The sequence below is a fragment of the Melioribacter sulfuriphilus genome (assembly GCF_052656625.1).
Genome location: NZ_JBQXXK010000006.1, coordinates 203,710 through 227,338, shown reverse-complemented (window position 1 = coordinate 227,338; position 23,629 = coordinate 203,710). Strand labels below are relative to the sequence as shown.

General features: G+C 35.9%; 22 protein-coding genes. 6 read left to right on the top strand and 16 right to left on the bottom strand.

Features of this window, described 5'->3' with window-relative positions:
• Nucleotide 1: 1 nt before the first annotated feature.
• From ACUN8G_RS09665 to ACUN8G_RS09630, 8 genes are all read right to left on the bottom strand, one after another.
• A complete protein-coding gene (locus ACUN8G_RS09665) occupies nucleotides 2–871 on the bottom strand; it encodes a 6-hydroxymethylpterin diphosphokinase MptE-like protein (RefSeq protein WP_437346869.1) in 870 nt (289 codons plus the stop codon).
• Nucleotides 868–1,773 (bottom strand): glycosyltransferase family 2 protein, encoded by a 906-nt coding sequence (locus ACUN8G_RS09660; RefSeq protein WP_437346868.1) that lies wholly within the window; start codon nucleotides 1,771–1,773, stop codon nucleotides 868–870. Before ACUN8G_RS09660 ends, ACUN8G_RS09665 begins: the two co-directional genes overlap by 4 nt.
• A 29-nt stretch (nucleotides 1,774–1,802) precedes the next feature.
• Nucleotides 1,803–3,257, bottom strand: coding sequence for an oligosaccharide flippase family protein (locus tag ACUN8G_RS09655; protein ID WP_437346867.1), 1,455 nt, complete (start codon nucleotides 3,255–3,257; stop codon nucleotides 1,803–1,805).
• On the bottom strand, nucleotides 3,254–5,776 hold the full coding sequence (locus ACUN8G_RS09650; RefSeq protein ID WP_437346866.1) for a YfhO family protein: 2,523 nt from the start codon (nucleotides 5,774–5,776) through the stop codon (nucleotides 3,254–3,256). The genes ACUN8G_RS09655 and ACUN8G_RS09650 overlap by 4 nt, the downstream gene beginning before the upstream one ends.
• Nucleotides 5,777–5,792: 16 nt before the next feature.
• Entirely contained in the window at nucleotides 5,793–7,091 is a 1,299-nt protein-coding gene (locus ACUN8G_RS09645; RefSeq protein WP_437346865.1) for a glycosyltransferase, read from the bottom strand.
• A 9-nt stretch (nucleotides 7,092–7,100) separates the two neighbouring features.
• Nucleotides 7,101–8,156 (bottom strand): NAD-dependent epimerase/dehydratase family protein, encoded by a 1,056-nt coding sequence (locus ACUN8G_RS09640; protein WP_437346864.1) that lies wholly within the window; start codon nucleotides 8,154–8,156, stop codon nucleotides 7,101–7,103.
• 148 nt (nucleotides 8,157–8,304) lie between these two features.
• Entirely contained in the window at nucleotides 8,305–8,724 is a 420-nt protein-coding gene (locus ACUN8G_RS09635) for a copper chaperone PCu(A)C (RefSeq protein WP_437346863.1), read from the bottom strand.
• Nucleotides 8,725–8,739: 15 nt separating this feature from the next.
• Complete coding sequence (locus tag ACUN8G_RS09630) at nucleotides 8,740–9,321, bottom strand: SCO family protein (protein ID WP_437346862.1); 582 nt, start codon at nucleotides 9,319–9,321, stop codon at nucleotides 8,740–8,742.
• A gap of 52 nt (nucleotides 9,322–9,373) precedes the next feature.
• Between ACUN8G_RS09630 and ACUN8G_RS09625 the strand changes: the two genes are divergently transcribed.
• From ACUN8G_RS09625 to ACUN8G_RS09600, 6 genes are all read left to right on the top strand, one after another.
• Complete coding sequence (locus ACUN8G_RS09625) at nucleotides 9,374–10,600, top strand: T9SS type A sorting domain-containing protein (RefSeq protein WP_437346861.1); 1,227 nt, start codon at nucleotides 9,374–9,376, stop codon at nucleotides 10,598–10,600.
• Nucleotides 10,601–10,971: 371 nt separating this feature from the next.
• Nucleotides 10,972–12,003 (top strand): UDP-N-acetylglucosamine 4,6-dehydratase (inverting), encoded by a 1,032-nt coding sequence (gene pseB / locus ACUN8G_RS09620; protein WP_437346860.1) that lies wholly within the window; start codon nucleotides 10,972–10,974, stop codon nucleotides 12,001–12,003.
• 10 nt (nucleotides 12,004–12,013) lie between these two features.
• On the top strand, nucleotides 12,014–13,195 hold the full coding sequence (pseC, locus tag ACUN8G_RS09615; RefSeq protein ID WP_437346859.1) for a UDP-4-amino-4,6-dideoxy-N-acetyl-beta-L-altrosamine transaminase: 1,182 nt from the start codon (nucleotides 12,014–12,016) through the stop codon (nucleotides 13,193–13,195).
• Nucleotides 13,192–14,655 (top strand): GNAT family N-acetyltransferase, encoded by a 1,464-nt coding sequence (locus tag ACUN8G_RS09610; RefSeq protein ID WP_437346858.1) that lies wholly within the window; start codon nucleotides 13,192–13,194, stop codon nucleotides 14,653–14,655. Before pseC ends, ACUN8G_RS09610 begins: the two co-directional genes overlap by 4 nt.
• A 4-nt stretch (nucleotides 14,656–14,659) precedes the next feature.
• On the top strand, nucleotides 14,660–15,694 hold the full coding sequence (pseI, locus tag ACUN8G_RS09605; protein WP_437346857.1) for a pseudaminic acid synthase: 1,035 nt from the start codon (nucleotides 14,660–14,662) through the stop codon (nucleotides 15,692–15,694).
• Nucleotides 15,695–15,880: 186 nt separating this feature from the next.
• Complete coding sequence (locus ACUN8G_RS09600) at nucleotides 15,881–16,645, top strand: cytidylyltransferase domain-containing protein (protein WP_437346856.1); 765 nt, start codon at nucleotides 15,881–15,883, stop codon at nucleotides 16,643–16,645.
• A gap of 39 nt (nucleotides 16,646–16,684) precedes the next feature.
• On the opposite strand, the gene ACUN8G_RS09595 is transcribed toward ACUN8G_RS09600, so the two are convergent.
• The 8 genes from ACUN8G_RS09595 to rsmI form a co-directional block, all read right to left on the bottom strand.
• Nucleotides 16,685–16,930, bottom strand: coding sequence for an FmdB family zinc ribbon protein (locus ACUN8G_RS09595; protein ID WP_437346855.1), 246 nt, complete (start codon nucleotides 16,928–16,930; stop codon nucleotides 16,685–16,687).
• 12 nt (nucleotides 16,931–16,942) lie between these two features.
• A complete protein-coding gene (locus ACUN8G_RS09590; RefSeq protein WP_437346854.1) occupies nucleotides 16,943–17,602 on the bottom strand; it encodes a fumarylacetoacetate hydrolase family protein in 660 nt (219 codons plus the stop codon).
• Nucleotides 17,603–17,644: 42 nt separating this feature from the next.
• A complete protein-coding gene (locus ACUN8G_RS09585; protein ID WP_437346853.1) occupies nucleotides 17,645–19,135 on the bottom strand; it encodes a serine hydrolase in 1,491 nt (496 codons plus the stop codon).
• Between the two features lie 88 nt (nucleotides 19,136–19,223).
• Nucleotides 19,224–19,688: a YbhB/YbcL family Raf kinase inhibitor-like protein gene (locus tag ACUN8G_RS09580; protein ID WP_437346852.1), complete on the bottom strand. Its 465-nt coding sequence runs from the start codon at nucleotides 19,686–19,688 to the stop codon at nucleotides 19,224–19,226.
• A 72-nt stretch (nucleotides 19,689–19,760) separates the two neighbouring features.
• The gene (locus ACUN8G_RS09575) at nucleotides 19,761–20,510 is read right to left on the bottom strand and encodes a cytidylate kinase-like family protein (protein ID WP_437346851.1); all 750 of its coding nucleotides are present in this window, start codon (nucleotides 20,508–20,510) and stop codon (nucleotides 19,761–19,763) included.
• Nucleotides 20,511–20,677: 167 nt separating this feature from the next.
• Entirely contained in the window at nucleotides 20,678–21,733 is a 1,056-nt protein-coding gene (locus ACUN8G_RS09570) for an alpha/beta hydrolase family protein (protein ID WP_437346850.1), read from the bottom strand.
• Nucleotides 21,734–22,269: 536 nt separating this feature from the next.
• The gene (locus ACUN8G_RS09565; protein ID WP_437346849.1) at nucleotides 22,270–22,815 is read right to left on the bottom strand and encodes a NifU family protein; all 546 of its coding nucleotides are present in this window, start codon (nucleotides 22,813–22,815) and stop codon (nucleotides 22,270–22,272) included.
• Between the two features lie 102 nt (nucleotides 22,816–22,917).
• On the bottom strand, nucleotides 22,918–23,595 hold the full coding sequence (gene rsmI / locus ACUN8G_RS09560; protein WP_437346848.1) for a 16S rRNA (cytidine(1402)-2'-O)-methyltransferase: 678 nt from the start codon (nucleotides 23,593–23,595) through the stop codon (nucleotides 22,918–22,920).
• Between the last annotated feature and the right edge of the window lie 34 nt (nucleotides 23,596–23,629).

Below are 23,629 nucleotides of genomic sequence, written 5' to 3'. Positions count from 1 at the left end.
TTTATATTAAATTACCTCTTTGAAATGCATCAATATAACTTTTAGTGCTAATATTAATTATGGATGTGTTTCTATACTTGGAATATTCTTCAAGAATGAAATAACCCTTGAATGCATAATGTAATTTTCTAAAGATATCATGAATGTGATAAGGTTTTCCATCTAATTTATACATAGGCATGCGAACTTCTGATTTGTCATAAAAATGTTCGTGGTTTATAGTAACAGAATTAGTTGTGTCAATTTTTATTTCTTCGTGCCAAGAATGGTCAGCGCCCATAATATATATTTTTTTAAATCCAATGTTAATTCCCAAAAAAATCGATGGAATTAATACATTGTGCGGTCTTGGCATACCAAGATTGTATTTAAATAGTAAAAAATTAATTTTATTAAAACCTTCTATGGGAGTATCGTTGAAAAAAATAATTCTGATATTATCATTTTTTTGTAGTTCTTTATAAAATTGAGATTTTGAGGCCCTGAAAGGTAAAAAAAGCACTAATTCCCAATTTGTTTTTTCAATTAAAGTATGCAATAGATTTTCTCTTGATTTATGCATGAACTCTGTAGTTCTTTCTAACCAGAATTCAGGTGCAGCTAATACATAGAAATCAGGTTTAATTTTTGTGTATATTTCTGATAATGCAAATAAGTTAACGCACATAATACTATAATTACTTAGTTTATTTTTATAAAGTTCAATATCCTTTCTTAATGAAGGGCCATTTGCTAATATTATGCATTCCTTTTTCGGAATTCTCACTTTTATTATACTTGTTTTAATTTTCGATAAAATCAATACTTTTACAATTGAAAGTATTGATTGAAGCATTAAATTAAAAAAGATACTTATTTTTTCGTAGTTCATTTCAAATCCTTATGAAAATACCCCACTAAAGTGTACCATCGATTTTTAATTAAGTATGTTCCTTTATTGTACTGCATTGTTATAATGAAAAAAATGCCAATAAAAATACTAATTATTAGTTTAAGTATATATTCAATTACTTTTAGAATTTTACTAAATATATTAGAATTTCTTAACCTAATCCTCTCGCCTTCTCCTACTAAAAGGGATATATTTTTTAGAGATTTTAATTCTAGTCTTTCTTTATTAATATGATGATATAATACAAAATTGGGATTATAAAGAAATCTTTTTTTCCTTTTTTTAAGCTGTAAAAATATATACTTGTCGTCACACCTTGAGTGTATATCTGTATTAAATAATCCGATATCATTAAAGACGCTTTTTCTAAAAGCCATACTACATCCTGGGGGATATTTACTATAAGGATATTTTTTTATCTTATTTCCCCAATCAGATTTAGTAACCAAACCCCATAAGAAAACTGACATCCATTCTGGTTCTTTATTTTCTTCATATTTAGGGATTATCTTTCCCCCCATTGCATCAACATTTGGATGTTGACTGAAGAACTTTTTTGCTTCTTCTAAATAATTTGGTGTTAATTCAGCATCATCATCAATAAAAATAATTATCTCTCCAGTGGCTTCATTAATACCCCTATTTCTTGCGGCTGATAATCCTTTTTGTTTTTCAATTACGTATTTAATATTAAGATTAGGATTTTGGTCGATAAAATCTTTACAAACTTTTTCTGTGTTATCAGTAGAATTATTATTTACTATTATTATTTCATATTCATTCTTGTCAAATTTCTGTTCTTTTAATGAATTTAATGCTATAGGCAAGTACCTAGCACGATTATAAGTACATATTATTACAGATATTTGATATTCATTCATATTATACCTTTTTGTTTATTAAAATAACTTTACAAATTAATTATTAATTTTATAAATTTTTTAATATACTCCAGCTCTCGTTCTTCGTAAAATCTGAATATATAAAGTATAAAAGGGAATGCGCCTATTAAAAATATTTTTATAAATGTGTACATGATATTCTGAGGCAAAAAATAAACCGGTGCCGAAAGTAAAATCCCCAATAAAATCATAAAAGAGATTTTGTTGTTCTCAAAAGGAATTTTAAGATGCTTATTTGACACCATTAACGTAGCAAGATAAAATATTACATAGGCAATCAATGTGTTGAGCGCCGCTGCTATTATTCCATATTTCGGTATAAAAATAAAATTAAGTATAACATTTAATATCGCCGCACTGAGTGTAATTGTAGCAATGTGTTTTGTATTCTTTGTCAGCATCATTCCAAGCGAAGCCGTCACTCTCATTCCACTTAGCGAATACGAAATAAGTATAATCGGTACAACCATGTAAGCCGAATAATACTCGGGCTTTTCGGCAAATAAATTTACCACTTCTCTGCTAAAGAGCGAGATAGCAATGCTTCCCCATATAAACATAAAAGCCGAATAGGTCATTAATTTACTGAAAAAACGTTTATCGCCCTCCTGACCAAAATATTTAAAAGCTATCGGCATTAAACTTAAACTAAAAGGCATTATAAAAAACATATTGAGCACGCCAGCAATACGATATCCTAAACCATATATTGCATTCGACTCTGCTCCAAGTAAGTAAGTTATAATATAACGATCGCTCAGATTCAGAATCATGATTCCAATTGTACCGAATACTAAAGGAAATCCGAATTTAAACGACACTTTCAAAAGTTCACCGTCAAATCGATACGACATCTGGTTCAACAATTTAAGAAGGAGAAATAATGTTATAATAGCTTCGCCAATTAATGTCGCCGTAAATATTCCTTCTAATCCTTTGTTCAATATTGTTAATGCAAATATTATCCCAGCAGCAATCAATACTAATTTAACAATACTGACCGATGTGAAAAATATTGCTTTTTCTTCAGCACGGAATTTTGATAGAAAAAGATTATTGAGGGTTCGAAAGAAAACAATCCAAACAATCAATCTTATGTAAATTGGTTTAATTAAATTGGCAATATCTGAACCTTTATAAATGCCAATAATAATTTCGCTGAATAAAATTAAAAGAGTGCATACAACTACCAAAAATATCGTAATCGTAAAGAGTGCTTCTTTCTTCTTTGCTTTGTACTCGGAACTATTATTCAGAAAAATTATAGAGGCAGCTTGCCCGAGAAGAAAAATTTCGGCAAGTATATTTGTAGTTATATCGAGTAAATCCCATTTACCGAAATCCTGCTGTGTTAAATAAGCGGTATAAATGGGAAGGAGTACAACGCCTATTAATTTAGGCGCTATGTTACTAATGCTGTAAACAAACGTATCTCTCAGTGTACCCTTGAGCCGTTCAATCATTTCTTTTGTTTGTTTTTCTTGTTTATTACGATTGCAACGGCAATCGAAGCAAAGAGAATTAAATTAAGAACAAGCGAGAGATACTTGCCAGTCAAAAACGAATTTGGTTCATAGATAAATTGAATTTCGTGTGAACCTTTAGGAACAGCTATTCCCATAAAAGCGTGGTTAGTCTTATATACTTCTGTCTTTTTGCCGTCGATAAAAGCTTTCCAACCTGGCAGGTAAGTGGTGCTAAAAACGAGAAAATTGTTTCCTGATGTTGTGGCTCTTGCTGTAATTTTTTCGTCGCTATATGAAACGATATTCAATGTAGTAGTTGAGTCAGTTTTGTCCAGATTCAAATTACCACTTTCGATGAATGCTTTTACTTTCGGATCGAATTTGTCGTTAGCAACAGCATTGAGAATTTCAATCGGTTTTCTGACCTCAACCGTATCGACGAAATAGAGTCTCGGAAGTGCATTTTGATTTTCGTAAACAAAAGTATTTCCCGATTGATAAATAGGAATTAGCCCCATTGGATTATACGGTCTGTCGGTAATGATATATTTTACATTAGCCATTCGCCAGAGCGTAATATTTGCTGGTGTTACAACGTCGATAATATCTTGATATGCTCGTGGTTTAGCTGCTGAGTAGCCAAAAAAATCTTCTAAAAGAAAATAAACATTATAATTTCCATTGTTGGAAATTGAACCGAGAGAGCCGTCCTGTTTTAAATTTAATATTCTAAATGGCTCTTTATCGTTTTTGTTTTTTATAGCTGTTACATATTCCGGTTGACGAAACATATCTTCAATTTTCTGTGAATCTTCATAATGTGCGCCGCGACTACCGATCCTGAAAAGGTCAAAAATAATCAAGAATGCAAGAGCGCCGAGCAGTACTTCCTTTTTAATATTGTTGTTCAAATATGCGTAGATCAATCCAAATGTAAGTGTCAAAAGTGCCATTGCAATTTGTAGATCGCCGCGGAACATATCGGCCATATAATCGGAAAGTGCATTGAACATTTGTGCTTGCTGCTGATTGCTAAGGGAAGTCGCATAGGTATTTACTCTCGAAACAAACCAGTCGGACAAAAGACCACCAAAAATTATTGAAATAACAAAAAGACCTGAAAAAACAAGTGCAGTGTTTTTAAAATTCTTCAGATAAGCAATGTTTTTTTCTTTTCGCAATTCGGATAATTTCATCAAACCCAATCCCGCTAACAGTGGAAAGATGATCTGAATTACATGAAGTATCATCGACGGTGCTCTGAAGTTATCGAAATAGGGGAAATAGTAATACATCAGATTATAGACGATGGGGAATGTCCTTCCAAATGAAATTAATAGAAAGAAAAGTATGACAATTGTAAAATACCGTACCATCGGGTCTTTCCATCTCAAAATAATTGTCATAATACCAAGAGCAAAAATTATTACTCCCATGTACATCGCAGTATCGACGAAAGGCATTTGACCGAAATAGGTGTTGACTTCGACGGGTTGATAGTTTGTTAGAGGACCTTTGTAAGTAGACCTGCCAAAGCCGTAATAAGAAGGCACAATGAAAGTTAATACTTCGCCGGGCGAGAAAGACCAGTTGGTTGCATACTGATAAAAATCGGATTCGCTTTGTGCACTTTTATTTTCTTTTTCAACTATACTTTCTGTACCACGCGTTGAATAAGGTTTGTATTCGAATAGCTGCCCGTAAGTATCATACGACATTAGGACTGCAATTACGGCAGCGACAATTGAAACGGCAATCGACTTAAAAAGCTGATTCCTCAAAAAATTGTTTTTAGTGTAAATTGCATGAGCAAAGTAATAAATGAAATAAATTAATGATGCTAACCCAAAATAAAAAACAATTTGAACGTGTGCCCCAAATACCAGAATATGTAATCCGACTATAAACAATAAAACGTCTAGTATTTTTATTTCTTTCTGGAATTTAAAGAGCATCATCATAATAAAGGGAAAGATTGAAAGGCTCATCAGTTTTGTTGTGTGTCCGATAAAAAAGAGTACAATAATACCAGTACTGAAGGCAGCCGAAGTTGCAGTTATGAAAGCAATACCTCGGGAAGCTCCGAATTTCCGCATGAAAAAAAACGCAGTAAATGCAAGTATTAATAAATTGAAGGTATAAATTGCATTGTAGTTTTTAAAAGCTGCTGAGTAAATTTTTGAAGAAAATGAATAGAGCATGGCGGTTAAGTCATAATAACGAACCGACATCGAGGTAACAACTGCCGGCATTCCACAAAAGATGTAAGGATTCCACAAAGAAACTCCATCTCGCTCTTTTAGTGCATATTGTCTCATACTCTTAATTTGAATAAGGTCGCCTGACGTTGTGGTTTTATCGCCGAACATTACAGGAGAAAAAAAAGCGAACATGAGCAAAAGAATAATCAATAGTAAAATCGGCGTTCTATATTTTTCGGGAATTAAATTCACAATTGAAAAGCCAAATTCACTTGACTCTTTTTTTGTTGTGGTTCCTTTCTTTTGTTTGCTCATTTAATCACCATTGATTTTATGCATTTTTATGATATTCATTAAGAATTGCCTTTGCATAATTTACCCAGGTCATTTTCTTTGCCTGCTCTTCAATTCTTCCTCTTGGAATAGGATTTTCGATAAAATTTTTCATTACGCGATACATCGAATCGATATTATTTGGTTCTGCTAAATAGCCGTTGTAGCCGTGTTTAATAGTTTCAGGAAAATGTCCCACCGCAGTGGCGATCGTCGGTAAATTAAAATTATATGCCATCGATTCTACGCCCGATGGGGTGGCAACTTCATAAAACAAAACATTACAATCTGCAACTTGAAAATATTTGTGCACTTCTTCATTTGGAACGTATTTGTTTACAACAACCACACTCTCCCTAATTCCGAGTTTATCAATCAGTTCAAGAGGTCTGTAATTGCTTTCGTCGTCCTTCTCGTCTGTAAATAAATTCTTGAGGAAGCCAAAAAGCTTGTTTTTCAGACGGGTCGATAATTTTTTTTCGTCGAGTGTTTGCCAGAACGATTCGCCAACAATTAACAGCGATACATCGTTTCGTTCTGCAGCCAACTTTGCAAAAGCCTGGATTACGTTGTGCAAACCTTTATATTTTCTTATAAATCCAAAAAAGAGGAAAACATATTTTTTCAGTCCCAACTCGGTTTTAATTTTTTCCCGATCAATGTTAAAATCGGGAGTAAACATGTCGTATATCGGATGATAGAGGCGAATAACCTGTTGAATTCCCTTTCGTGACAATTCGACGTGATTATCCCTCTCTTTATTTTCAACAAGAATAAATTTTTGTTTTGGAAAAACTCCCTTTAACTCCTCAAAAGTTTTGAGTGAATGAACAATAAAAGTATGCGGTTTTTTCAAGGCATATTTGAGGAAGATTTTATCGAGTATACTGCTTTCTTTCTGAGCCACTACATGGAGGTCGAATATAATTTCGCAATTGCAAGTCGTTTTTAATTTCCGGGCAATGTAGCCCATCGGTAATCCTTGCACCGCAATTGCCCATTGAAAAACTACAATGTCGGGGTTGATGTTTTTAATTAGTTTAGCAGTTTTGTTCCAGGATAGAGGATTGTTATAATTAGTTACATATTCAATTTTAACTGGAGTACCCTCGAGAAAATTTTTTTTGCTCGAGCGGTCGATGAAATCACGCGGAATTATTGAAGGGTATTGTTGAATCCAGGATACAATATAAACCTCAGCACCTAATTTAGTCAAAGATTTAGCAAGCGAAGTGGTATAATTTGCAATTCCTCCTTTGAATTGCGGACCGGGACCGAAGATTACAATTTTTTTCATTTTGAATAATTATTTATTGTTTTTAATTCTTTCTACAGCCACATCGTAAACTCGTTTCATTCCTTCTTCAAGTGATATTTTAGGTTCCCATTTTAGTAATTGTTTAACAAAACTCATATCGCTATAACGTGAATGGACTCCCATTGGTTTGTCGGTGAGTGGTTTAATTGTAGGAGAATAGCCGGCAAATTTTGTAAAGAGCTGGATTAATTCAATAAAAGAAGTCAGTTTTCCCGAGCCTATATTGATTGCCGTTCCGTCGTGAATTTTGTCCATTGCCAGAAACATACAGTCCATTACATCGTCAATATGCACAAAGTCCCTGCCTTGTTGGCCGGTGCCCCAAACTTCGAAGGGGTCTTCTTTGCGTGCTGCTCGTGTTGCAATTGCTGGTACGGGATAACTCAAATCTTGATCTTCGCCGTATCCAGAAAAAGGACGTATACACACAATTGAAATTCCGTAATGTTCTGCTGCAATTTTCGCAAGGTACTCGCCTGTTAGTTTTGTCCAGCCGTAAGTCATATCCGGTTTCCCCAGCGTATAACCGTTTATATCGATATAAGATTCCTTTAAAGCTACAGCATTTCCTTCCGCTTGCAGATTAATTGGATAAGCAGCCGAAGAGCTGGGATAAAGAACTCTTTCTGGTTTCGACTTGGCAATCCAGTTGAAAAATTCGGCGTCGATCGAGAGATCGAGCGCAACCGCCATCGGATCGCCTTCAATTTTTGCGCGTCCTCCTACAATTGCAGCAAAATGAAATACATCTCCAAAACGTTCTATCTTCAGTCCGTATTCTCTTCTCAACCTGTCTTTATCTTCCTGCAATTTATTTAGGAATTTTCTAATGTCAGTTTGAAAGAAAAAGAGACGTTCGTCTTTGCCAAAAATTTCGATATCTTTAAATTTTTTTGAATAAGAATCACTGAGCCATGTAGTAGGATGAGTTCCAACAGAAAGGTCGTCAACCATTATAACGTAGTCGTTTGTTCTTTTAAGCAATTGTTTTACGGTATTTCTGCCCACAAATCCGCAGGCTCCAGTTACGAGATGAAATTTCATAATAAGGTTCCTTTTTTCTTCAATCGTAAAAATAAGAATTTTTGGCTTTTATCTTTCTATTCGAAACATTATTCGGCTTGATAATATGAAAAATCAAACTTACCTTCGGAATGCAATTTAGTTAAGAAACAAAAGGAGCTTGATTTTATCAGAACGACTTAACTTTTGCCTTAACATTAATTTTTCCGTTTTTTCTAAAGAATAAATCAACTTTGATTGAATCACCAGCAATTAAATCTTTAGTTACTCCAATAAGCATTATATGATGCCCACCTGGTTTAAAGCTAAGGCTTGAATTTGGTAATATTTTGACAAATTCAACTTCCCTCATTCCCATCATATCCTCGCCGGCTTTATAAGTTTCGTGAATCTCCACAATCTGAGCCACAGATGATTTTGCCGCATAAAGCGTATCTTCAAGTGTGCTTTTATTGCTAATTGTCATGTAAAGCGCCGAATTATGTCCCGTTGCTGCAGGACGCGCCCAGGCATTAGTTACTTCGATTTTTAATTCTTGCGCATTTATTAACATGGGAAAAAGAAATGTTAGTAATATTAATTTTTTCATAACGTCCTACCCCCTTTACAATAATTTTTTGATGTCGGCATAAATTTCTTCGAGATTCAGCTTGCTGCCGGAATAATTTTTCCTTACTATTCCGTTCCGGTCAATTAATTGGATTCTGTCCGTATGGATATAGTAATAAATTTTTTTTCCGTTGGCGAGGATTGTTGAATCTCCCGGAACGGCTAACACTTCAACTGTTTTCATTAATGAGTTAATCTCATTTTGACTTCCCGTAAGGAATTCCCAATTATGCGTGTCAAGATTCCTGATTTCCGCATACTTTTTCAAAACTTCAGGCGTGTCATTCAAAGGATCAAAACTGATCGAAATGAATTTTACATCCGATATTCCTTCGTTGTTTAACTTATCTTTTAAAAGGCGCATATTGTTTGTGGTAAGCGGACAGATATCCGGGCAATTTGTAAAAATGTAACCTGCTACGGTTAAGCGTCCTTTGATATTGTCCGGAAATATTACTTCTTTACCTTCTTGATTGATAAGATGAAATTTATATTCCGAAAGATCTATTAATTTTGGGAAATTATTTCCACAAGCGACTAATATCGCCAAAACGGGAATTATTTTAATTAATTTCATATTTACTTATTTTGAAATATCCAAAAGCAATAATAATTAATTAGGTTTTTAAATGAAACGTTTCTTTATGATTGCTCTTATTCTGGTTGCATTTAGATTGAATGCACAGGATACATTAAAAATAATGACTTATAACATTCATCAATATACTCCGTATAATCCCACGGAGAATGATCCGTCGAGACTAGATTGGGATAACCCTGCATTGAAATTTGTTGTTAACGCTGTTAATCCCGACATTCTGGTCTGTCAGGAAGTAGTCGACAAAGCTTCTGTCGAACAATTTTTGAAATATGTATTAGAATATAAATATAAGGCCGCTGATTTTATTGCCTCGACAGGTATGAACAGCGCACTATTTTATAAAGAAGATAAAATTGAATCGCTGGGTAACATAATTCATGATGCAGTAACGAGACCAATTCACGAATTTCCGGTGGTGAATAAAATTACTGGCGACACATTGATTATATTTTCGGTACATCTTAAAGCTAACACGAGAGATGGTGATAATAGTGAAAATCTAAATAAAAGATTTGAACAGGCTAAAGTATTGAGAAGTGTTACTTCTAAATTTGCTGAAGATAAAGATTATATAGTTCTGGGCGATTTCAACACACTTAACGGCTCCGAAGCTGCCGTTGCTGAATTAATCGACACAAGCGCTCCGGGATATTTTATCGACCCCCTGGATGCAATTGGTGAGTGGAACTACAATCCTCTCTTTAAACATGTTCATAGCTATTCCTCGGCGGAACTTACAAATCGATTTGACATGATACTCATTTCTCAAGCAGTCAAAGACCCCGGCGGTATTGAATATATCTCTAATTCCTATACAATAGTGGGAAACGACGGTAATCACTTCAAAATGCCTGTTAATTTCGGTACAAATACTTTTGGTATCGAACTAGCAGATTCACTCGTATCGGCAAGCGACCATTTGCCTGTTTATGCACTTTTCAAATTCGATAAATTGCAGAGTGTTTCAAATGATGGCGAAATGTATTACGGATTCGAGTTATATCAAAATTATCCGAATCCATTTAACCCGTCAACGAATATTAAATTCAAACTCGAAACGAGTGGATATGTAAAACTTGTTGTGTTTGATATTCTTGGCAGGGAGATAACACAACTTGTCAACGGATATTACCCACCTGGTTCTTACGAATTCAGTTTTGATTCAAGCAGCTATAAACTATCGTCAGGAATTTATTTCTACACGCTAAATTTTAACGGTTATTCAACCACCCAAAGGATGATTTTAATAAAATGAGAAACTACCGGGTTTCATAATGTTTTTATCGAATGCGAATGCTTTCCGATGTTAGTGAATTATAGAATTTATTCGGTTTGAAATCATTTTTCTGTAGGTGGAAAAATTCTTAGTTGTCATGTTTGTTCAAACTATAATATTATGGAAGGCAATTATATCTTAGGTTCCGAATTATTGTTTGCTGCTCGATTTAATTACACATTCGTATCATACGAGCAATATTTTTTCGAATTGAGCATTATCCATTTGATTATAACAACAATGTTATTTCCTTTGAAGGTTTCTCGTTTGAGTAAGAATTATGATTTGTAAATGGTAAGATAAATCGACATAATTTTAATAAATTTGCCTTGATAAAATAAAGGAGAATCATGGACGGCAAAACAATACTTATTACAGGTGGAACAGGTTCCTTCGGAAAGAAATTTGTTGAAACTGTATTGAAAAGATTTACACCAAGAAAAGTCATTATTTATAGCAGGGATGAACTGAAGCAATTTGAAATGCAGCACAATCCTAAATACAATAAAGAAGGCGTATTGATGCGCTATTTTATTGGTGATGTACGGGACGAGGAAAGGCTCAAGAGGGCAATGGAAGGTGTTGATTATGTTGTTCACGCAGCTGCATTAAAACAAGTGCCAGCATGCGAATACAATCCTTTCGAGGCGGTTAAAACCAATGTAATTGGCGGGCAAAATGTGATTAATGCTTGCATTGAAAAAGGGGTTAGAAAAGTTATTGCTCTCAGTACCGACAAAGCCGCAGCCCCGGTTAATCTTTACGGCGCAACAAAACTAACTTCCGATAAGCTTTTTATAGCGGCAAATAATTTCAAAGGCGCTCACGATATCAAATTCTCTGTAGTCCGTTACGGCAATGTTATGGGCAGCCGCGGTTCAGTAATTCCATACTTCCTTCAAAAAAGGAAAGAAGGGGTTCTACCGATAACCGATGAAAGAATGACGCGTTTTAATATCACTCTTCAACAGGGAGTCGACTTCGTTCTCGAAAGTTTCAAACGAATGTGGGGTGGCGAGCTCTTTGTACCAAAGATTCCTTCTTATAGAATATTAGACCTTGCCAAAGCCATCGCTCCTGAGTGCAAAATTGAAATTGTGGGAATTCGTCCCGGCGAGAAAATTCACGAAGAGATGATAACACAAGCAGATGCTCTCAATACAATTGAATTCGACGACTATTTCGTTATTCTGCCGTCAGTTCAATTGGGTAACGATTCTAACTTCAAGTTGTGGGATACAGAAGAATTTCGATTGAAAAGCAATGGCAAACCAGGAAGATTTTGTGAATACGGCTTTTCTTACAATAGCGGATCTAATCCACACTTCCTTACGGTTGAAGAACTACGTGAGTTAATTGAAAAAAATGTTGTCGTATCTTAAAGGAAATTTTATGAATTCAAAAACTTATTCATATGGAAAACAAAATATAAGTAAAGACGATATCGAATGTGTGGTTAAAGTATTACAGTCCGATTGGCTAACGCAAGGCCCAACTATAGATGAATTTGAAAAAGCGCTTACAGATAAATTTGGTGCAATATATGCTGCAGCTTGTTCAAACGGTACTGCAGGCTTGCATTTAATTGCATTGGGACTCGGCTGGTCGAAAGGCGATGTTGTTATTACAACTCCAATAACTTTTCTTGCAAGCGCCAACTGCGCAATTTATGCCGGTGCGGATGTTGACTTTGCCGACATCGATCCACTTTACTACACAATAGACCCAAATAAACTTGAAGATAAGATCAAATCTTACCGAAAGAAAAATATTAATGTTAAAGCAGTTGTCGCCGTCGATTATGCCGGTCAGCCATCCAATTGGGAAGCATTAAAAAGTCTTAAAGATAAATATGAATTTCAACTTGTTAATGACTTCTGCCATGCTCCTGGAGCAGAATATAAAAAAGATTATACCTATGCAGTTAAATATGCAGACGCTGTCAATTTGAGTTTTCATCCAGTGAAACATATTACTACAGGAGAAGGAGGTGCAGTTCTCTCAAACGATAGTAGTTTTATCAAAAGAGTAAAAACACTAAGAACACATGGCGCAACAAAGGATCCTACTGTTCTCGAAAAAAATGACGGCCCCTGGTATTATGAAATGCACGAAGTCGGATTCAATTACAGAATTACCGATTTCCAGTGCGCACTTGGAATTTCGCAATTAAAAAAACTCGATTCCTTTGTTGTCGAAAGAAGAAAAATTGCAAAATATTACGATGCTTTTTTTAAGAACGATGATCGATTTATTATTCCTCACGTCAACAAGGATTCCAACCATGCTTATCATCTCTATCCATTACAGATTAAATTCGACGAGTTAAAAATATCGAAGAAATCTTTTTTCGAAAAGATGAGGGAAAAGAAAATTTTTCTTCAGGTGCATTATATCCCAGTCCACCTTCAGCCGTTTTACAAAAAAAGATTTGGATTTAAGGAAGGTGATTATCCCGAAGCTGAACTATTTTATAAAAGAGAAATCTCGATTCCAATTTATCCTGGATTAAATGAAGAAGACCTAAATTACATTACAAAATCAATTGCGAGCACACTCGATTTAATGAAATGAAAATATCAATTATTACAGAAGGATTTCAAAATACTGGATACGGTCATATAACCAGATGCCTTTCGCTCTATCAAGCCTTTGAAGAAAGGAACATTTACCCGCATTTCTTCATAAATGGCGACGACAAATGCTCACATTATTTAAATGGTGTTCGATATGAAATAATCGACTGGCTTAGTCATCCTGCACAGTTGATAAAAAAAATCATAAATAGCGACTATGCCATTATTGACTCGTACCTTGCAAGTAGGGAATTTTACGATAAAATATCAAACTTCTGCGAAAAACTTGTTATAGTCGATGATAACCTGAGAATCGATTATCCAGAATCGATTATACTAAATGGAACACTCAACGCGGAAAATTATCCTTACCAGAAAAAAGCAGGATACGATTTTCTCCTTGGTTCGGAATATATACCAGTGAGAAAACCGTTTTGGGATTCAAATCAGCGTAAATACAATAAAGAAGTAAAAAGCATTTTAATTACATTCGGCGGACAGGATATAAGAAATCTTACTTTGCCCGTACTGAAAATAGCATTAGAAATTTATCCACAAGCAGTAATGCACGTTGTCTTTGGCAATAAAGGAAAAGACGAAATTGAAAAATTTGAGAAGCAATACGAAAATGTAAATTTTTACAGCATCTTAAACGCCGAGCAAATTAAAGATTTGATGTTGAAAGCCGATATTGTTGTTACTGCTGCAGGACAAACATTATATGAACTTGCGGCAACAGGAACTCCTTCGATCGCAGTGGCAGTAATCGATAATCAAAAAAACAACATACTCGAATGGCATAAAAGTGGCTTTCTGATCGAACCAATTTTTTACAATGAAATTAATAGTATGAAAAAAATTGTCGACCAGCTTCAAAAATATAAGTCGATCAGTTTGCGTAAAAAATGCGGTAGCGCCGGCAGAAAAAAAGTTGACGGTCAGGGCAGTCGACGTGTTGTGGCCTATCTTATTGACCGTATATGCTCCGTCGATAAATTTTATTTAAGGAAGGCAGTGGCCGGCGATTCCAAAATTGTATATGAATTGTCGAACGATCCCACTGTAAGAATGCAATCGATTAACAAAAACCCAATCCCGTGGGAAGAACATCTCGTATGGTTCAATAAAAAAATTAACGATGAAAATTATTTATTCCTTCTGGCTTTCGACCGCGAGGATCGATTTATCGGTCAAATACGCTTTCAAATAGAAGATAATCATGCATTCGTAAGTGTCAGTTTAACTGAAAATTTTCGCGGTAAAGGATTGTCAAAAAGAATTATTAAAGAAGGCTCGCGCAGATTGTTTGTCGAAAATCAGAATGTTAGATCGATAACAGCATACATATTGCCGCAAAACAGCGCTTCCTTAAGTGCATTCGAAGCTTCGGGATATAAATTGGAAGGCGAGGAATTAATTAATAATGAAATCTATAAAAAGTATGTGCTTGTGAGGTGATAGCGTGATTATCGAAAATTTTGACCTCGATAAAAAAGTGTTTATCATTGCCGAACTTTCAGCAAATCACAATCAGAATTTTCAGACGGCAATCGATTCAATAAAAGCAATCAAAGAATGCGGAGCTGACGCTGTTAAACTCCAGACTTATACTCCCGATACAATTACAATTGACTGCGACAACGAATATTTTCAAATTAAACAAGGTACTATATGGGATGGTGTTACCCTCTACCAGCTTTATCAAAAAGCTTATACACCGTGGGAATGGCAGCCCGAACTTAAAAAATTTGCTGAAGAACTCGGTCTAATTTGTTTTTCTTCTCCATTTGATAAAACGGCGGTCGACTTCCTGGAAAAGATGAATGTACCCGCGTATAAAATTGCCTCTTTCGAAATTACAGATATACCGTTGATTGAATACGCTGCCTCGAAAGGAAAACCGATGATAATCTCCACTGGAATTGCAAACGAAGAGGACATACAGGAAGCTATCGACGCATGCAAAAGAATGAATAACGATCAGATTGCGCTTTTGAAATGTACCTCTTCTTATCCTGCTCCAATTGAGGATGTAAATCTTAATACTATTCCCTACATGAAAGAAAAGTTCAAAACTATCGTCGGTTTATCAGATCATACAATGGGAACGGTTGTACCAGTAGCTGCAGTAGCGCTTGGAGCAAGAATTATCGAAAAGCATTTCATACTCGATCGAAAGATTGGGGGACCGGATTCTTCATTCTCACTTGAACCTTCGGAATTCAAAAAAATGGTTGAAGATATCAGAAATGCTGAAAAAGCACTTGGCAAAGCCACATTCGAAATTAATGAGAAAGTTAAGAAGAGCAGAACATTTGCGCGCTCTCTCTTTGCAGTTAAGGATATAAAGGAAGGAGAGCTACTAACTGAAGAAAACGTCCGCTCGATTCGTCCTTCTTATGGACTGCATCCGAAATTTTTGAAACAAGTAGTCGGCAGAAAAGCGAAAACCTATATAAAAAAAGGAACTCCTTTGAAATGGGATTTGATCGACTGAGCAGTTATTTATACAGGCAATGAAATTTAACGAATCTTTATGCGCTTGAGAAAAAAAGAATATCAAAATTATTTCTGAGAAAATTCTCTTTCGAACGGCGTGCGAATAGTTCAAAAAGAAATGGAGATTTATTCATAAAGACTTCATAAAAAATTCACATCACGCAAAAAATAAACTAAAGGATTTATGGGAAGAAGAAGCTACTCGAATTTTGTATGCGCCATAGTACAGGCGCGAATCGGTTCTACACGGCTGCCCGGAAAAATATTTAAAGAACTCGAAGGCAAGCCGATTTTGTGGCACGTTATTAATCGACTGTCGCATTCCAAAAAAATCAAGAATATTATTGTTGCAACTACAGACCTGCCTGAAGACGATGCTACTGAGGAATTTTGTGAGAATAATAAAATCGATTGTTTTCGAGGTAGTTCCGAAGATGTTCTTTCAAGGTATTACCAGGCTGCTATCGATTATGAAGTCGATACAATCGTTAGGGTTACATCCGATTGTCCTGTAATCGATCCAGCTGTTATCGACAAAATGATCTCTAAGTATTTTCTTCTGAACAAAAACGGTATGGTCGACTATTTGAGCAATACAATTAAAAGAACTTTCCCTCGTGGACTTGATGCCGAGATATTTTCTTTCACAGCGCTGGCGGAAGCATTTAGATGCGCAAACGAAAAATACGAACGCGAACACGTTACTCCCTATATCTATCAACATCCCGACATTTTTAAAATTGTGAATTATGAAAACAACCAGGATTATTCATTCCACAGATGGACGGTCGATACGGCGGAAGATTACGAATTGATAAAACAGATCTACAAGAACCTGTATAAACCGAATAAGTTATTTTATTTCGAAGACATCCTAAAATTATTCGAGGAAAAGCCAGAGTTGATTAAAATAAATCAGAAGGTAAAACAAAAAAGTCTGGGAGAGTAATAAGAAAAGCTTCGTCGGCTGAACGACGAAGCTTCAAAATTAATTGAGTCCACAGCTACCCGTTGAACATCCGCCATATGCAGGCAAGTTGCAGGAGCCGTCAGCGCACCCGGTCGAGGTCTCGTATGAATCACTTTCATTTGAAGTGCTAAATGATGAGAGCAGCTTTTTATAATTTCTGGATTTGCAGGATGGGCATTCGATATCACTGAGTTTGTTTATTGACTTATGATAAATTTCATACTTTTTGCCGCAGTCGTTGCATTTGTATTCGTAAACGGGCATAAACAATCCTCCTTATTTGATTATTTCAGTATCTATGAATCCGATATTTTCTATTTCAGCGTGAATTTTATCTCCAGGTACTACTCTGCCCACTCCTTCTGGAGTGCCGGTAAAAATCAGGTCGCCCTTTTCAAGTGTCATTTTTGACGAGATGTATTTTACGATTTTTATTGGCTCAAAAATCATTTTTTTTATGGACGAGTTTTGCCTGAGCTCGCCGTTAACAGAAAGTTTAATTGTTTCGTTTCCTCTTAATTTGTAATCTTTTTTTAATACAAATTCAGAAAGCACTGCAGCAGTGTCGAAACATTTTGAAAGTGTCCATGGGTCACCTTTTGCCATAAATTCTTTTTGAAGGTCTCTCAATGTCATGTCGAGTCCAACAGCGTAACCTGCAATAGCTTCTTCCGCAGCGGAATCGTTGGCATCTTTAATCGTATTTCCGATTAACAAAACAAGTTCCACTTCATGGTGAAGATTATTGGAATATTCGGGATGGATTACATTTTCACCGGAATAAATTACATTCGATGCCGCTTTCAAAAATATGACTGGAAATTCGGGAACCTCGTTGCCAAGCTCGAGGGCATGCGCCGCATAATTTCTGCCAACGCAGACAATCTTACCGATCGGTATTTCTTCATTGCTGTTTTTAACTTTTAAATATTTCATAGCACCTGTTTGATATTTATTAATGAAATTGGTTTCAGAATATTATTTTTTCTTTTCAAATAATAATTCAGTAAAAATAAAGTCGGGCGAATTCGGTACCTCCAGGCTGAACTGTTTTACGTTTCCTTCGAAATCCATATCGAATTTTATCCAGCCACGCGTCAGGAATTCATCTTCCCAGTCAATATAAAAAGTGTCGTAATGATAGTGATTGAGAACGCCCCTGAAAGTTGGAGTGGGAACAAACTGCAGAAAGAGCTTACCGTCTTTAAGATTTATTTCCGCTTCGCCATACATCTTATCTTCATATTTTCCGCAATATTTTTCGAGTGGGAGTGAGGGCGAAGTATTTTTTGCGCGTACTTCTTCCCGTCTTTTTAGTTCATCCTCATACTTTTGTAAACGCTCATTCCATTTCTCGAGCATTATTTTATTATAATCTTTCGGTTCGATTCCAGTAAATAAGTCGATAATATAATCCTGGATTGCCGAAACCATGCCGGTTTCCATATTGCTCAAAATTGCAAAGCCGAAATTTTCTTCGGGTAAAAGAACAACCGTAGAAATCATTCCGGGCATACCGCCACCGTGATAAAGCATTTTTTTACCGTTTCTGTATCGTATAAACCAGCCCAATCCATAATTCATTTCACCAAAAGCAGTTTGGTTCGACCACATTTCTTTCGATTGTTCTTTGCTAAAAATTGTTATGCTGTCGATTTTGCCCCTGTTAAGTTGAAGACGAATCCATTGCGCCAGATCGTTTACCGAAGAATTAATTCCGAGCGCTCCACTCGCATTGTCTTTTTGAGTGTCGGTGTAAACTTTTATTTCACCGTTCTTTTTGTAATGAGCCTTTGCTTTATTTTCTGCGGTTGCAAGTTCTTTATAAGATGTGTTTGTACTTGTCATTTTCAGTGGAACGAGAAAATGCTTTTTAATGAAATCACCCCAGGAAGTGTCGGTTACAGCTTTTATAATTTCCGCAGCGGCTATGAACATAATATTTTGATATCCGTACTTAGAGCGAAAACTCGAAACAGGTTTGAGATACCGTGCGCGTCTTATTACTTCTTTGCGATCGTAGTTTGAACCCAGCCAAAGAAAATCTCCACTAAATGTAGCAAGTCCACTTCGATGTGTTACGAGATCGCGTATTGTAATTTCATTAGTAACCCACGGGTCGTACATTTGAAAATCCGGCAGATAGTCGATTACCCTGTCGTCCCATTTGATTTTTCCCTGGTCGACCAAAACAGCCAGAGCAGCCGTTGTGAATGCTTTGGAACAGGAGGCAATTACAAAGAGAGTATTGGCGTCGACTTTTTCATCTTTACCGTATTCTCTAACTCCGTATCCCTTTGCAAAAATTACAGAATCGTCTTTTACAATTGAAACGGCAAAGCCGGGCATATCCCAATCATCCATAGCATTTTGAATGTATTCGTCGAGTTGTTTTAGCCTTTCTGTTTGTGCATTTAAAAATTGCACCGACAGAAAAAGCAGAATCAGCAGAAAAAATTTTCTCTTCATTTTAATTCCGATTGATGGTTCATTTATAGATGAAATATAAGAATAGCGTTCCTTTTTATGAAAGAGGAAGTTTATTTAATGATTACTCTCAACGAACACGCTGATATTTTCCCATAAGCACAGCTTCGCCGAGTATATGTCCTTTCATTAAACCGAGAAGCTTTTTCTTCGTCATTTTATTATCTGCGGGTAAGGAAGTATTGAGAGCGTATAATTTAAAATAGTAACGATGTATACCAGAAGGAGGACACGGACCTCCGTAGGAATTAATGCCCCAGTCGTTCAGCCCTTCAATTGAATTTTGTGGAATTTGTTTCTTATTGGAAGCACCTTCGGAAAGGTGATCGATTTCAGGTGGAATGTTGTACAAAACCCAATGGACCCAATCTCCAGCAGGAGCATCGGGGTCGTCGTTGATTAATGCAAATGATTTTGTGCCTTCCGGAATATTGTTCCATTTCAATGGTGGCGAAATGTTTTCTCCGTCACATGTATAACGAACGGGTATCATCCCTTCGTGCTCAAAAGCAGGTGAATTAATTGTGAATTTCATATTCACCTCCGAATTACATTTTATGAATAATATAATTGCAAGCAATATGAAAATTGAGTTTCGCATTTATATTCATGCAGTGAGTGACAATACTTTGTCTTTCGAAAAGAATTTAGGGAATTTTCTCACGATGCATTGACCAATCATTTCTGCTATCTCTTCAACTTCAAGTAAATTTGTATTGATTATAACATGATAAAGAAGTGGATCTTCAATATTCTTATGGAAGAATTTCCAGATATACTGTTTGCGTGCTTCATCTTCCTCGCGAATGAAATCAGCTGCTTTTTTGTAATCAAGATTATAAAGTCGGCATGCGTTTTCAATTCTGTATGAGAGAGGGGCAACCAGTCGTATATGGAATGCGTTTTTTCTTTTTGCTGTTATGATGTTTGCACCTCTACCTACTATTATTACATTTCCAAAGTCGGCTAATTTTAAGATCGTTTGAGATATTTTTCTGAGTAACAGAATTTTCGAAGGAGTAACACCGAGCAATTCGCCGAACCATGTTTCAATTTTAGGAGGCTTTTCCTCGTGTAAATATTTTCTGAAATGATCCGGCAATTGATGGTCCTCCATTATTTTTTCGATTAACGACCTGTCGAAATAAGTCCAGTCGTCGTAACCTTCAATTGCTCTTTTATTAAAGTATTCCACAAGTTTTTCGCAGATTACGGCTGCCCCAACTCCGGTTTCCCTCGAAATTGTGATGACTGGACCGGGATTTAATTTTCTGTGATGAATGCGCGCTTCTTCGGAGTCCTTATAATGTTTTTCAATATAGATGCGAGCTTTTTCGTATGCACTTAAAATCTTCATTGTCCGTCCCCCTTCCTTTTGTTGGGAAATCAGCATACGGCGAGTTCATGTAAAATCTAATAAAAACTTATATCAAAGTGAACAGAAATAAAAGTGGATAATTCAACATCATATCCATTTTTAGTTAAGACTAAATTTTTTTTGTGCAGGGAGACTTAGAAAATTATTTAAGGTAAATACGCTGCTTTGTTTATATCCTCTAAGTTTTTAATCTTAACCGGTGGATCTAAATATTTATCGAGAAAGGTGTAAATCTTAATTCTTATCTGGCGCGCAGTTTTTGTATCCAGACGGTCGAATGAATGCCCGCCTGGCATGTTATTGAAAATTTCGTACTCGAATTTTTTGCCGGCGGCTTTTAAAGACTTAATAAGATGTTCCACTTCCAGAACGTTCACATCCTCGTCGTTTGTGTTTGTATGGATCAAAAGAGGCGTTTTTAATTTCTCAGCATTCCATGCTGGCGAACGGCGTCTGTATTCATTTACATTTTCATCAGCAGTTTGACCGATATGATAATCAGCCGAGTAGAGTGCTCGATAGCTATCGTCTTTATAACCCATTCGGGCAATCAAATCGCTGACGGGAACACCAGCAAAACAAACTTTATAATTTTCAGGATATTCGAATATGTTCATCAGTGCAATCAGTCCACCGTGACTCCAGCCTATAATTCCAACGCGTTCTTTATCCACAAAATCATAATTCTCGAGAACAAATTCCCTGCTCGAATTAATGTCTTCAATTTCCAGACCGCCGTAATCGATTTTTTCATAAAACGATTTTCCATATCCTGTGCTTCCGCGGTAGTCAGCCGCTACAACAATATATTTTTGGTAGAGCAGTTCTCTTATAATGTGCGTGTAATAAGTGTTGAAATTTGCATGAACACCGCCGTGCGGAAAAACGATAAGGGGATATTTTTGAGAATAATCAATTCCTTTGGGAATGAAGATATAAGACCAGAATTTAACCGGATTACCAGCACCCTGTCCGGTAGGATTTTTTTCTTTCCATAAAGGAGGCCCTGTCAGGAATACTTTGTCGATAAATGCAACATCTCCCACTCGTTGAAACCATATAATGTCGTCGATCTTTTTTTCAAGTTCATCAAGACGATGATCCAGTGATTCGCTTTTGTTTTTAAGAGCTTGTAATTCTTCTTTAATATCCTGAGCAAAAAATGTCGTAAATGAAATTAAAAGTATGACTAATATTTTCATAACTGCCCCGCTCTATTTTTTTCGTCAACAAATTAAAGAATTACAACAAAATAATGAAGAAGTGAGATGAGGGGGGAGGGATTAGGGATTGGTGGTTAGGGATCAGGGATCAGGGAGTAGGGGCCAGGGGATGGGGAAGAGGGGGTGTGTGAATTATTTTCGTCGTTCTGTTTTTTGTTCTATGATTGTTGTTCAATGTTCTTTGTTGATGGGTTCATGATTTTAATTTTTTGTTCAATGTACGTGGTTCTTTGTTCAAAGTTTTGTGAAATTGAATGTCGATCGTTTTCGTGAGGAATGAACTGAAGGCGAATGTTGAAGTGAAGACTGCCTCCCACTTGTCTTTGTGAGCGAAGCGGAGCAAGCCGACTCTTTGTTTGATTGTTAAGCTAACAAATTAAAACAAAAAACTCCCGCACCCCCAAACCCCAGCACTTCGGCACAAAAAAGATAAATCTGGTATAAACAAAAAATCATTCAACTTAAAAGCTGTTTGCACATAATAAAAAATCCCGCATGTGCGGGATTTAAAATTATCAGTCAGATATTACTTCTATTGCGGGATTAACTTCACGCTTAAGTAAATTCTCGATTGCAATCAATGTTCCGCGTATTGCGCTCGGGCAACTACCGCATGCGCCCTGATAACGTATTTTAAGGGTATATCCTTCTAAGCCTCTTATTTCCAAACCACCGCCGTCGCCTGCAAGTGCTGGACGAACCCGCGTGTTGATTACTTCGTTTATCTTTTTCAAGAGTTCTGTTTCTTCTTCCGCACTGATATCAGCAATATCAGTTTCAGGCGGTATTAAAGATTTGTCAAAATTTTTAATGAATTCCACCAGCGGCTTTTGAATTTGTCCCCAAGATGCTGCGGGCTCTTTCTCGATCGTTATAAATTTATCCATATAAAAAACAGATACTACACCGGGAATTTCGAAGATTCCTTTTGCTAGCGGATCTTTTTGGGCTTCTTCTTTATTCTGAAAACTACGTGTTTCTTTCTGAAGCAATTTTTCATTTAATATGAATTTTAACGCTTGTGGATTCGGCGTTAAATCAACATCCTGTACCATTAACATTTTTTACTCTCCTTTTAATACTAAATAAACGTATGCATAAGTGCGAAAGTTCTCAATTCATTACATGCAATCTTATGAAAAATTAGGCACCTATTCAAGAACTCATTTTCTGTTATCGATTATCAAAACAAATTCACCTTTGAGATTTCTCAATTTTGCTGCATTCAAAACCTCATCAATTGAGCCTCTGATAAATTCTTCGTCTTTCTGTGTTAGATTATATGCCAGTACAGATGGTATTGAATTTCCAAAGTTTCTTTTAACGTCTTCCAGTATTTTAATCAAACGGTAAGGTGTTTCCATCAGAACTATTACTTCTTTAATTTCCTTTAATTTCATCAAATCGCGACGGCGTAAATCTTTTTTGGGCGAAATCCATCCGGCGTAATAAAATTTACTAAAATCAAATCCGGAACCAACCAATGCAGCCATAATCGAACTGCTTCCTGGTACGGGAACAACCTCGATTCCGTTTTTAATTGCAAGTTGAACTAATAAAGTTCCCGGGTCAGAAAACAACGGTGTTCCGCAATCGGATATTAATGCAGCTGACTGGCACTGCCGAATTTTTTTTAGGAGTGAATACGAGTTTTCTTCTTCATTATGTTCGTTGAGCGAGTAAAGTTCTTTTTTAATGTCGTATTTTGACAGAAGTCGATTGGCTTCCTTAAATTCCTCGCATATTATAAAATCACATGTACGAAGTACTTTCAACGCGCGCAGCGTAATGTCTTCGTAATTACCAATTGGAGTTGAAACAATATATAACTTCGGATTCATTCTACTTTTTGATTCCGAAAGAGAAAACGAGACG

Coding starts and splice junctions, on each gene's coding strand:
- ACUN8G_RS09585 (WP_437346853.1), bottom strand. CDS start 19,135: ATGAAGAGAAAATTTTTTCTGCTGATTCTGCTTTTTCTGTCGGTGCAA.
- ACUN8G_RS09630 (WP_437346862.1), bottom strand. CDS start 9,321: ATGAAATTAATTAAAATAATTCCCGTTTTGGCGATATTAGTCGCTTGT.
- pseC (WP_437346859.1), top strand. CDS start 12,014: ATGAATTCAAAAACTTATTCATATGGAAAACAAAATATAAGTAAAGAC.
- ACUN8G_RS09600 (WP_437346856.1), top strand. CDS start 15,881: ATGGGAAGAAGAAGCTACTCGAATTTTGTATGCGCCATAGTACAGGCG.
- ACUN8G_RS09660 (WP_437346868.1), bottom strand. CDS start 1,773: ATGAATGAATATCAAATATCTGTAATAATATGTACTTATAATCGTGCT.
- pseB (WP_437346860.1), top strand. CDS start 10,972: ATGGACGGCAAAACAATACTTATTACAGGTGGAACAGGTTCCTTCGGA.
- ACUN8G_RS09570 (WP_437346850.1), bottom strand. CDS start 21,733: ATGAAAATATTAGTCATACTTTTAATTTCATTTACGACATTTTTTGCT.
- ACUN8G_RS09625 (WP_437346861.1), top strand. CDS start 9,374: ATGAAACGTTTCTTTATGATTGCTCTTATTCTGGTTGCATTTAGATTG.
- ACUN8G_RS09650 (WP_437346866.1), bottom strand. CDS start 5,776: ATGAGCAAACAAAAGAAAGGAACCACAACAAAAAAAGAGTCAAGTGAA.
- ACUN8G_RS09640 (WP_437346864.1), bottom strand. CDS start 8,156: ATGAAATTTCATCTCGTAACTGGAGCCTGCGGATTTGTGGGCAGAAAT.
- ACUN8G_RS09580 (WP_437346852.1), bottom strand. CDS start 19,688: ATGAAATTCACAATTAATTCACCTGCTTTTGAGCACGAAGGGATGATA.
- ACUN8G_RS09595 (WP_437346855.1), bottom strand. CDS start 16,930: ATGCCCGTTTACGAATACAAATGCAACGACTGCGGCAAAAAGTATGAA.
- ACUN8G_RS09565 (WP_437346849.1), bottom strand. CDS start 22,815: ATGTTAATGGTACAGGATGTTGATTTAACGCCGAATCCACAAGCGTTA.
- rsmI (WP_437346848.1), bottom strand. CDS start 23,595: ATGAATCCGAAGTTATATATTGTTTCAACTCCAATTGGTAATTACGAA.
- ACUN8G_RS09655 (WP_437346867.1), bottom strand. CDS start 3,257: ATGATTGAACGGCTCAAGGGTACACTGAGAGATACGTTTGTTTACAGC.
- ACUN8G_RS09635 (WP_437346863.1), bottom strand. CDS start 8,724: ATGAAAAAATTAATATTACTAACATTTCTTTTTCCCATGTTAATAAAT.
- ACUN8G_RS09645 (WP_437346865.1), bottom strand. CDS start 7,091: ATGAAAAAAATTGTAATCTTCGGTCCCGGTCCGCAATTCAAAGGAGGA.
- ACUN8G_RS09590 (WP_437346854.1), bottom strand. CDS start 17,602: ATGAAATATTTAAAAGTTAAAAACAGCAATGAAGAAATACCGATCGGT.
- ACUN8G_RS09575 (WP_437346851.1), bottom strand. CDS start 20,510: ATGAAGATTTTAAGTGCATACGAAAAAGCTCGCATCTATATTGAAAAA.
- ACUN8G_RS09665 (WP_437346869.1), bottom strand. CDS start 871: ATGAACTACGAAAAAATAAGTATCTTTTTTAATTTAATGCTTCAATCA.
- ACUN8G_RS09610 (WP_437346858.1), top strand. CDS start 13,192: ATGAAAATATCAATTATTACAGAAGGATTTCAAAATACTGGATACGGT.